This window comes from Alteromonas infernus (genome assembly GCF_902705815.1).
Map to the genome: position 1 here is coordinate 76,843 of NZ_CACSIG010000005.1, position 10,879 is coordinate 87,721.

Genomic DNA, 10,879 nt, shown 5'->3' on the forward strand with positions numbered 1-10,879 from the left:
ATTTATTAATAGAAAGATTAATTCGATTTTACAAATCAAGCAACAATGTTGATACTTATTTTTAACAAAATGGGTTGGAGAGTATAAATGGCAGGATTTAATAAGGTCGTTTCGTCGTATGAAGACGCAATGGCGGGTCTGAAAGACGGAATGACCGTTATTGCAGGTGGGTTTGGTCTTTGCGGAATACCTGAGGGGCTAATTGCCCAAATCAAAACGCTGGGTGTTTCAAATCTCACGGTAGTATCGAACAATTGTGGCGTTGATGGCTTCGGTTTGGGTCTTCTGTTAGAAGATAAACAAATTGCCAAAATGGTATCGTCTTACGTAGGCGAAAACGCCCTATTTGAAAAGCAATTACTCGATGGTGAACTAGAAGTAGAGTTAACGCCACAGGGCACGCTAGCGGAAAAAATGCGTGCAGGTGGTGCGGGTATCCCAGCTTTCTACACGGCCACAGGCTATGGGACGCCGGTAGGTGAAGGCAAAGAGGTAAAATCATTCAATGGGCGCCCCTATATTCTTGAAGAAGCCATTACCGGCGACTTTGCTATCGTAAAAGCATGGAAAGCGGATACATTCGGCAACTGTGTATATCGACACACGGCGCAAAACTTCAATCCTATGGCCGCAACTGCCGGTAAGATTACCGTGGTGGAAGCTGAAGAGATTGTCGAGCCAGGAACGCTTAACCCAAGCGAAATTCATACTCCTGGTATTTATGTTAACCGCGTTATTCAAGGGACTTTTGAAAAACGAATTGAGCGCCGTGTAGTTGGTGAGGAGTCAGTATAATGCTTAGCAGAGAACAAATTGCCATGCGCGTAGCTCAAGAATTTAAAGATGGCGACTATGTGAATTTAGGCATAGGCATCCCTACCCTTGCGGCAAGTTATGTACCGGATGATATTAGCGTAATGCTACAGTCAGAAAACGGGCTATTAGGTATGGGTCGTTACCCCACCGAAAGCGAAGTAGACGCAGACATGATAAATGCGGGTAAAGAAACCGTTACCGCCATTACCGGGGCATCGATTTTCAGTAGCGCTGAAAGCTTCGCAATGATCCGCGGCGGCCATGTCGATTTCACCGTGCTAGGCGCATTTGAAGTCGATGTATCGGGTAATATTGCATCATGGATGATACCTGGAAAATTAGTAAAAGGCATGGGCGGCGCAATGGACCTAGTGGCTGGGGCAAAAAACATCATTGTTACCATGACCCACACCGACAAACACGGTAACCCTAAACTGCTTAGGGAGTGCACGCTGCCGCTAACGGGCGTTAACTGTATCACGCGGATTATTACCGACTTAGCGGTATTAAGCGTTGAAAATGGTGCGTTTGTATTACAAGAGCGTGCCCCTGGTGTCACCATTGATGAAATAAAAGAAAAAACCGGTGGTAAACTAGTTGCACCAGACAGCGTGCCCGAAATGCAGTTTTAATATTTGAGAAAATAATGCTGAGATAATTAAAAAGCCAACCAAAAGGCGTACCTGTTACTTAAGCGGTATTTAGCAAAACTGCTGCCGTACGTACGCCTTTATCATCCCCTAGCATTCACCCATCGACTAACCACTGCGATAAGCCTTTCAATACGTTTTGCATTAAGGGATAATGCGCTCGACTGTTCATTTATAAAGGCTATACCTTCTTGCTAGTTTCTGATTTACCTGTACACCACAAAATTATTTCAAAGCTCGAATCTAAAAATATTTCGACGCTAACGGAAATTCAAGAGCGCACTATGCTTCCTGCTATCCAAGGAAAAGATATTATTGCGTCTTCTAAAACGGGTTCAGGTAAAACCTTCGCCTTTCTAGTGCCCGCCATTAACAGGCTAATGGCACAAAAAGCATTAAGCAGACAAGACCCTCGCGCTTTGATTTTAGCGCCAACGCGGGAACTTGCGAAGCAAGTCTTCATAGAAGCTAAGTCAATGTGCACCGGGTTGAACTTAACGTGTTCACTGATTGTGGGCGGCGAAAACTACAACGACCAGGTTAAAGCGCTTCGCCGTAACCCTCATATCATAGTAGGCACAGCTGGCCGTGTTGCCGACCATCTTTTAGACAAAAGCGTATATCTAAACGGTTTAGAGCTGCTTATTTTTGATGAAGCCGACCGAATGTTAGATTTAGGCTTCTCTGCTCAGCTTAAGATGATCAACGACTATGCTGATCACAGAAAGCGCCAAACCATGCTGTTTTCTGCCACGCTCGACAATATTGAGCTTAAGCATATGACAACACAGCTGACCAAAGGGGCGGTGCGCGTAGCGGTAGGAGACTCAACTGCAGAGCATGGCGATATCGAGCAGAAGTGTTTCTTTGCAGACAATGTTGATAACAAAGATCAGATTTTACAGTTTGAGTTGGCTAATCGTACTTACAACCAAGCTATCGTATTTACTGCGACCCGTGAAGACACAGACAGAATTGCAGCATTGCTTAACGAACAAAACTTAGAAGCCATAGCGCTACGTGGTGACATGTTACAAAGCCAACGTGCAGCGGTTATGAGCGCGTTTGCTCGTGGACAGCACAGTATTTTAGTTACCACCGACCTCGCCTCGCGCGGTCTAGATCTGTCAAAAGTTGGCCTGGTAGTTAACTTCGACCTACCCAAAAACGCCGATGAGTATATTCACCGTATTGGTCGTACCGGACGCGCGGGGCAAAAAGGCGAAGCTTTCTCACTAATAGGCCCTCGTGATTGGAACAGCTTCGAAGGGCTTAAAAATCACCTTCAATATGCTTTAGAGTGTTCGCCGCACGACGAATTTTCAGCTTCGTTTAAAGGTTTCAAGCCTAAGAAAAAAGTGTCGAAAGGCGCAACTTCCCAAAATGGCAAAAAGCGCGTAGCGAAACCTGTTAAAGCAAACGTTAAAAAGCGTGTTGATACCATGTCTGGTGAAGATATCGGTATGGTCCCAGTGAAACGCAAACCACGCAAAACGCTCTCGGATGACGACGAGTAAGATCAACAACTATTGGGCTCTTACCATTCTAGTTAACCGGTTTAATTAGATAAGGCATCTTCGCGACGGTTCGATTTTCAGGCTTTTATTCAAACTAAATCCACTATAGTCACCGACTAATGGCAGACATAAAAAAACCGAGTGCTTAAAAAGTCACTCGTTTTTTTGTTTCGGTGTAATCACTCGTCAATAACGATTACACGGGCATACGATATTAAAAGATGGTTAAAACAAGCTAGCGCTTAGTATTCCCACCACCCTTCTTGCCACCACTCCAAAAACTCTTCAAAGTCGATGTAACCATCGTCGTTACTATCGATAAGCTTAAAGCCTTCTTGTACGTGGCTAGCTTTTGTTTTTGGTGAAATTACGGTTAGAAGCTCGATGAACTCCGGCAAATCGATTTGGCCATTGCCATCACGATCGAAAAAGCTAAAGTCCTTCCTAATTTCTTCAATTTTAGATTCTGAAAGTTGAGTGCTCACTCGCATTCCTTATATCAACTGCAATAAACACGAGTGTAACGCCCTTCTTTCTGGCTGTCTATGCCTGATTTTCGTTTGCTTTAAGTGCGCGTAAACGTTGAGCTTCTGCTTTTTCTTTACGCTTTTGTTCCATGGTTAAACGTGCTTCAGTACCCACGTGTTCCTGTTGGCGCTCTTTGGCTAATTGAACCTGCTTTTCGCGCTCTCTAAAGCGTGCAATTTGATCTTCAGTGTGGGTGCCGAAGCAATGCGGGCAGCTAACACCCGGCTCGTATTTATCACTTTGCTTGTCTTCTGCGGTAATTGGTAGTCGACACGCGTAGCACTGCTCGTAATGGCTCTTTTCCAAATCATGGTTTACTGCCACACGATTATCAAAAACGAAGCAATCACCTTCCCACATAGACTCTTCTTTAGGCACATCTTCTAAGTATTGCAAAATACCACCTTCAAGATGATATACCTCTTCAAACCCTTGCTCTTTCAAATAAGCGGTAGATTTTTCACAGCGGATACCGCCGGTACAGAACATGGCCACTTTTTTGTTTTTAGACGGGTCGAGTTCTTTAGACACGTACTCAGGGAACTCGCGGAAAGTCTCTGTTTTTGGGTCGACGGCGTTTTTGAACGTACCAATTTCAATTTCGTAGCCGTTTCGCGTGTCGATAACCGTTACCTCTGGATCGCTAATTAGCGCATTCCAATCTTTTGGCTTAACGTAAGTGCCTACGGTTTCGCGTGGGTCTATGCCCTCTACACCCATGGTCACAATTTCTTTTTTAAGCTTTACTTTCGTGCGATAGAAAGGCTGCTCGTCGTGGAGCGATTCTTTAAAAGAGATGGGGTTAATGCGCGCGTCGCTGTTTAAGTAGGCCAACAGCGCGTCTATGCCTTCTCGGGTACCGGATACCGTGCCGTTTATACCTTCGCTGGCTAGAAGAAGTGTCCCTTTAATACCGTTAGCTTCCATAGCTTCTAGAAGGGGCTGGCGAATTTCTTTATAGTTTTCAAGCGCAACAAACTTATACATTGCGCATACAATATATTTAGACATATTTTAACCTTTGCTGATTGGAGCGTAAGACCAGTGCAAAAATGCGGCGCGCAATATAACAAAACTTCAGGGTAAAAACTAGGCCTGCTGTATTTGGCGCATTGAGTAGCCCTGTTTTACAATTCGCTTCAGTACGTTGATAGGCAGTAAACTAACCAGTGCTCGGCTAAGCGATGTTTTCAAATGGTGAGGTGTGAACAGCATCTGCATTACTTCCGGGGTTTTGTGTCTCTTTCACGGCAAGCATATCGTAAAGCAGCGTGTTGTCTTCCTTCATCGTATTGTTATATTGCTTTTTAATACGTTTCTGCGCTGCCAAACTGCAGTTATCTATCACATCGTCAGGCAGCCGTTTCGCATCATCGGTTTGTGCTAAGGGTGCCGGATTCATATTTAAATATAGTCGCGCCGTGGAAAAGTCTTCAGCAACCAAAGCCGACATTACGTCCATGTTTTTCCATTCACTTTCGTTTGCAGCAAGACTTGAACGACGGTAGTGACTCAGGGAAGTAAGCTCAGTATCAATGCCCGCTTTTTGAGATAATTCGCTATCTGCCGCCTCTATCTCAAAGGGCGCTGCTGTACTATGTTGCTGCATGGCAAGATAGAGTGAAAATAGCGCCCCTTGCGTTGATGCACGCGCAAGCACACCGCTGCGCTCCCAATAAATACTGGGGTCAATATGCGTTTGCTCATTTTGGGATGTAGCGTCTACAGACATGCATTCTGATTACTTGATTTGTATACTTATGTTGTCGGCAAGATAATGTTTTTCTTAAGCTTATTTTTTAAAGTTAGATATACTTCAATAAAGCCATAGCGCCCCTATTCATGGATTCGAAATGCAATTTAGCAATAAACAAGTACTGATTGTTGAAGATCAACGCCCCTTTCTTTTGCTACTCAAAGGGCTTATGCATTCTATGGGGGCCAGTGACGTGGTAACAAAGTCATCGGCGGAACAAGCCGTTTCCCTATGCAAAAAACATAAGTTCGATGTCATTATCTGTGATTTGCATTTAGGAGCAGATAATAAAAGTGGGTATGAGTTAATCGAAGAGCTTCGTACCAGAAGGCTTATTAACCCTACTTCTATTTTTATCCTTATAAGCGCTGATAGCGCCCGACCTATCGTGCTAGGCTCTATTGAACGCCGACCTGATGACTTTCTTGTTAAGCCCTTCTCTCAGGTTCAGTTAAAATCCAGGATTATTCGCGCTTGGCAAAAACGACAGTTTTTGCAACAGGCGTACAGCCTCATTGAGCAAGGTGAATGTAACAGTGCAATCGACCACATCGAATCTTTGCTCGATTCACCCTCACATTACAAAGGGCACTGCGAGCAACTTTTGGTTGAACTCTATTGGCGTATAGGTCAGCCAGAGAAAGCCCTTGACGTATTGAGCGACTACATTGACGGCAAACCTGTGCTTTGGGCACAGATCGCAATTGCAAAAACTTACCTTCAACTAAACGAATTCGACAAAGCAATAACGACGGCGAAACGAACGTTAAAACGAAACCGGTTTAATGCGGATGCCTATGACATACTTGCCCAAGCACAGCAGAAATTAGACGACGGCGAAAAAGCACTAGACGCCATTAAAGAAGCTATCAAGCTTTCGCCCTATTCTCTACCGAGACACTTTAAAGCGTGCGAAATTGGCAGGTTAAACGATGACTTAGTGCTCGCGGCTAATTCAAGTTTAGCTATATGGAATTTGTCGAAGCGGTCGGTTCATAAAACGAGCCTGCACTGGTGCGGTATTATTCGCAGTCTATTAGATGTAGCTGAGTGCGCTGAAGATAAAAAACAGCGCAATAAATACCAACAAGAAGCCCTACTTACACTTCAACGCGGAAAGTTTGACGAACACCTTCAAAAAATGGACCGGGACTTTGATGTAGATATCTTCGGTACGATTGTTAATGCCAGAATTAGCGCCATTGACGGCAAATTAATTGACGCGAAGCGGCATTTATCAACGTCACAAACCATGCTCGATGAAAAATACACCGAGGTTCCCACTGCTTTTATTCCAGACAGTATCAACGTTATGTACAAACTCGGTGAATTTGATGATGCGTTACAGCTAACTTCACTTCTCGAGTCACGTCACGACGAGCTCGATCAAAACAGTGCAAATATGTTAGAAACGCAAGCCCACAATGCACGGAAAAGTCTTGCTAGCTATCAGCAATTTAATCGAGAAGGCATTCAGCACTATCAGCAAAAAGATTACGAACGTGCAAAAGCGTCCTTTGCCTTAGCACAAGGTTTTGCACCGGTTAATACGGGTGTAGCGCTTAATTTACTTCAGTGTCTACTGCAGATAGTGATAAAAGAAGATAAAGCAGAAATGAAGCTTACCAATGAATGTAAGCGTTTGTTTAAGTTAATAGACGATATGTCGCTTAAAGCGCCGTATAACGAAAAGTATACTAATCTACGTGACGAACTTTCTAAGTACATCGGTTTTTGATTCCCCCCCTTTAACCGTTATATGGCTCATCTTTGCTCAAATAAAATATTCGAAACAGTCGGCGAAACCGGGCTATTTTAATTAAGCGCTTTTTACTCGTATCAAACCTTACACGCTCTAACTTCTCAATACGAAAATGTAGCTGAGATTCGTATATTAAATGCACAAATCTTCCAACGCTCATTTGTACTGTATATATATACATGGTATAACGTGCAGAAATCACATGGCTACACAAACTAAATATACAGGTCCTTTTAAGCATCCCGCTTAAAATTGACCGATGTTAAGTAAATGCTTAGAGAAAGTAGTAATCTGCTATGCACGACAAACTGATACAAAAACTCGAAATTCTTTCAGATGCAGCCAAGTATGACGCTTCCTGTGCAAGCGGTTCGGCGGGTAAACGAAAGGCAGGCAAAACCGAAAAAACGGGGATAGGTTCGCTTACCGGCGGTTCGGGTATATGTCACAGCTTCACGCCTGATGGTCGGTGTGTTTCTTTACTAAAAATCTTGATGACTAATTACTGTATCTACGATTGTCACTACTGCATAAATAGAGTGTCTAGCAATGTTCGACGCGCACGATTCACCGTTAAAGAAACCGTGGACCTGACGCTGAATTTTTACAAGCGCAACTACATTGAAGGTTTGTTTCTTAGTTCAGGCATTGTTGGCTCACCCGATCTTACAATGGAAAGTATGGTACGTATTGCCAAATCTTTGCGCCTCGACCACGGTTTTAAAGGGTATATACACCTTAAAACCATTCCAAATGCCTCACCTGAGTTACAAGAAGAAGCTGGTTTATACGCAGATAGATTAAGTATTAATGTCGAGATGCCGACTCAACCCTCTTTAAATAAATACGCGCCAGAAAAAGATCTCGGTGCTATCCATGGCTCAATGAACACGCTAAAAGACAAAATTGCAGAGCACAAGGCAGATAAAACCTATACAGGTAAACGCCTGCCACGCTTTGCACCTGGTGGGCAGTCTACACAGATGATCATAGGCGCAGATGACTCTAATGATAAAGTTATTTTAGGGACCAGCGTTAAACTTTATGACCAACAAAAACTTCGCCGGGTTTATTATTCGGCGTTCTCGCCAATACCCGATGCATCTGAAGTGTTGCCGCTAAAGCCTGCGCCGTTAATTCGCGAGCACCGCCTTTATCAAGCTGATTGGCTGTTGCGCTTTTATGGATTTACCCTTGATGAAATTGTTCACGATGACATGCTTGATATGGATTATGACCCTAAACTTGCGTGGGCATTACGCAATCGCCATGTCTTTCCGATTGATTTAAATAAGGCGGACAAATTGCTGTTGTTACGAGTACCGGGGCTTGGCGCTCGAACGGTGCAAAAAATTCTGGCGATTAGACGGCACACAAAGCTAAACTGGATAGATCTGACTAAAATGCGTTTACCACTTAAAAAGCTAAAACCTTTTATTAGCGTAGGCGACTATGCCCCTGATATTCACTTACTCGATAGTAATAATTTTGAACTTCAGTTCAAGCAGCCGAAGCAGTTTGAACTATTTAGCGCTTAAATGAAGTTGCTGTGAGATGGAAACAATTACAATTAACTCAGTACCGGGGTTTGATGAGTGGCGCATGGCAGCAAGAGCGTGTTTAGCACAATCTATCCCCCCTGAAAATATCATTTGGCAAAGTGCACAATCAGTACAGGACGACCTATTCGGCCACAGCCAACCCTCTATTACGGTCACAACGCCACAAAAAAGACATGCTATTCCTAAATCTGTCTTAATGCTTTTCAAATATGCATTGTGTCATAGCGATGCTCACCGCTTCGCATTGTGTTATAGGGTGTTATGGCGCGTTACGTTTGAAAACAAAAACCTAGCTCGGTTAAAAACTGATGACGATATATTGCAGCTTATGGCACTAGCTAAAGCGGTAAAGCGAGACGCGTATAAAATGAGCGCGTTTTTAAGATTTAGAGAGGTTAAACTCGATGGCAATGAACACTTTATCGCTTGGTACGAGCCTGAACATTTTAGCCTAGAGTTAAAGCTCGACTTCTTTCAAACCCGTTTTAAGAATATGCGATGGTCTATACTCACGCCTTATCGGGCGGCTCACTGGGATACAGAAACACTTATTTTAGAAGACAACCCTGATTCGAGTGTGCTTCCAGATAACGATCATATTGAAAAATACTGGCTTACTTATTACGCTAATATCTTCAATCCGGCACGCATCAAAAAAGACGCCATGCTAAGTTCAATGCCCAAAAAATATTGGAAGAACTTGCCTGAAACGTCACTGATTGACGATATGATAAAACAGTCAGACACTAGAGCTCGCAAAATGATCACTGATGGGAATAAGCGCAAATAAAACGCCCGTTAACTGTGTGCCACTGCCCTTTAAATTTTTAAGACTCTTCGGCATAAGTAAGCGTAAACCAGACCTCTTTATAAATGAGTATTAGAGGACTGCTTTAGGCAAACAACGGACATTCAATTTTGTGATTTTCTACTTCTGATATTGGTCAAAATGAAAATGCTAAAGCTAAAAGATAACGAGGGGGATCTGTACGATTGAAAATAGTTTCATTACCTTTCAATTTTTGCACTTCATCTTTATGCTAGTTGCATCATTATTACGGTTGAGATGTAGCGAATTTGAGTAAGGAGTTAGATTCAGGCGAATGAAAACTTTTGAAGAAGCAGCAATGCCCATCAGATCAAGAATCTGCAAATTCAATACTATTTCTTTATTTGGTGAGTTGATTTCATACTTACAACAAACACCTAATATGAAAAAAGCAGGTGAAATCTCAGCTCCTTGGGTTGTTCTATTAGCTATCGACTGGGTCTTAGAACTTCATCCTAAATCAGGTAAACAGACCGCTTCACAGAAAGATGTACAATATATCCTGAATGGAATTTGGCGCACGCAACATATTGCAGTAGGGGTTGATACATCACCGCTTTCCGTGCAAATAAGGGCTTTGCTAGCACCTCAAGTCATATTCCAGAACAATAGTCGAGACTTAACCTACTCCTTTTTGAGAATCAAAAAAATAATAGACGCAGCCCCTTCAAATAGTAAAAAATTCAGAAATGCATTTAAGAAGAGGTATGAACTCGAACTTGAAGAGTTTTATGAGTTAGCTTTTTTATTATGCATTTATTGCATGACCGAAAAGACCAAACTTATTGATTTTTCAACTTTAGCTAGCAACTTTACGCCACATTATAGTCTGGAATGCATTTCTAAAGTTATAAATATATTATCAAAAACAATAACAGAGTTTGTTGATGAAGCATCAAGTGAACCAGATAGAGTTGTTGCTGATAACGAATACTTTAAGGAATCTATATTTCTTAACTCACCTTTTCTATTAACCGATAAAGGATTATTGGTTATTCACCCTACTATGGTAATGATAGGGATTTCTGAGTCATTAGTTCGTTGTTTTATTAGAGAGAACTCGAATAATAGAAATATATTCACAAGGTGTTTTGAAGAGTATATAGATCAAATTCATAAAGAACTTTCTGTATCGGCAATTCGAGAAGAGAGGTTGAGAAAGTTTTATGCAAAAAGTGGCAACAGTGACAGGTTAGTCGTAGATTTCCTTGTTCAAGAAACAGGAGCTAGTATTTTTATTGACGCTAAAGGAGTTGATCCAACAAACCCTGTTCTTTCAGCGACCTCCAGATATCGAATTTCAAGAAGAATAAATGATCAACACTTAAAGGCTATAAGGCAAATCATTGATACGGTCGATGTTCTATCATCTAACGGTTTCGAAAATATCGAATGTATCGATGATAGGTATTGACGTGCTCCAATAGATTCACACACCCAGTTAAGAGATAATTATCTC

General features: G+C 42.4%; 10 protein-coding genes. 7 read left to right on the forward strand and 3 right to left on the reverse strand.

Annotated elements, in window-relative coordinates; all coding sequences use genetic code 11:
• The first annotated feature begins 87 nt into the window (after nt 1–87).
• From ACX5J7_RS01450 to ACX5J7_RS01460, 3 genes are all read left to right on the forward strand, one after another.
• On the forward strand, nt 88–795 hold the full coding sequence (locus ACX5J7_RS01450) for a CoA transferase subunit A (protein ID WP_015067247.1): 708 nt from the start codon (nt 88–90) through the stop codon (nt 793–795).
• Complete coding sequence (locus ACX5J7_RS01455; protein ID WP_498705842.1) at nt 795–1,448, forward strand: CoA transferase subunit B; 654 nt, start codon at nt 795–797, stop codon at nt 1,446–1,448. Before ACX5J7_RS01450 ends, ACX5J7_RS01455 begins: the two co-directional genes overlap by 1 nt.
• A 209-nt stretch (nt 1,449–1,657) precedes the next feature.
• Entirely contained in the window at nt 1,658–2,983 is a 1,326-nt protein-coding gene (locus ACX5J7_RS01460; protein WP_015067246.1) for a DEAD/DEAH box helicase, read from the forward strand.
• Nucleotides 2,984–3,225: 242 nt separating this feature from the next.
• Here ACX5J7_RS01460 and ACX5J7_RS01465 read toward each other — a convergent pair whose 3' ends face one another.
• From ACX5J7_RS01465 to ACX5J7_RS01475, 3 genes are all read right to left on the reverse strand, one after another.
• Entirely contained in the window at nt 3,226–3,468 is a 243-nt protein-coding gene (locus ACX5J7_RS01465; RefSeq protein WP_012518428.1) for an EF-hand domain-containing protein, read from the reverse strand.
• A 58-nt stretch (nt 3,469–3,526) separates the two neighbouring features.
• On the reverse strand, nt 3,527–4,522 hold the full coding sequence (trhO, locus tag ACX5J7_RS01470) for an oxygen-dependent tRNA uridine(34) hydroxylase TrhO (RefSeq protein WP_015067245.1): 996 nt from the start codon (nt 4,520–4,522) through the stop codon (nt 3,527–3,529).
• Nucleotides 4,523–4,688: 166 nt separating this feature from the next.
• The gene (locus ACX5J7_RS01475; protein WP_012518426.1) at nt 4,689–5,243 is read right to left on the reverse strand and encodes a VC2046/SO_2500 family protein; all 555 of its coding nucleotides are present in this window, start codon (nt 5,241–5,243) and stop codon (nt 4,689–4,691) included.
• A gap of 121 nt (nt 5,244–5,364) precedes the next feature.
• Between ACX5J7_RS01475 and ACX5J7_RS01480 the strand changes: the two genes are divergently transcribed.
• The 4 genes from ACX5J7_RS01480 to ACX5J7_RS01495 all read left to right on the forward strand — a co-directional run bounded on the left by ACX5J7_RS01480 (nt 5,365) and on the right by ACX5J7_RS01495 (nt 10,834).
• Nucleotides 5,365–7,005: a tetratricopeptide repeat-containing response regulator gene (locus ACX5J7_RS01480; RefSeq protein ID WP_015067244.1), complete on the forward strand. Its 1,641-nt coding sequence runs from the start codon at nt 5,365–5,367 to the stop codon at nt 7,003–7,005.
• Between the two features lie 320 nt (nt 7,006–7,325).
• Complete coding sequence (locus ACX5J7_RS01485; RefSeq protein ID WP_015067243.1) at nt 7,326–8,567, forward strand: putative DNA modification/repair radical SAM protein; 1,242 nt, start codon at nt 7,326–7,328, stop codon at nt 8,565–8,567.
• Between the two features lie 16 nt (nt 8,568–8,583).
• Nucleotides 8,584–9,381 carry a TIGR03915 family putative DNA repair protein gene (locus tag ACX5J7_RS01490; RefSeq protein WP_015067242.1) on the forward strand — a complete coding sequence of 266 codons (798 nt, stop codon included), beginning with the start codon at nt 8,584–8,586 and terminating at the stop codon, nt 9,379–9,381.
• A 313-nt stretch (nt 9,382–9,694) separates the two neighbouring features.
• Nucleotides 9,695–10,834 carry a hypothetical protein gene (locus ACX5J7_RS01495; protein ID WP_498705848.1) on the forward strand — a complete coding sequence of 380 codons (1,140 nt, stop codon included), beginning with the start codon at nt 9,695–9,697 and terminating at the stop codon, nt 10,832–10,834.
• The last annotated feature ends 45 nt before the right edge of the window (nt 10,835–10,879 follow it).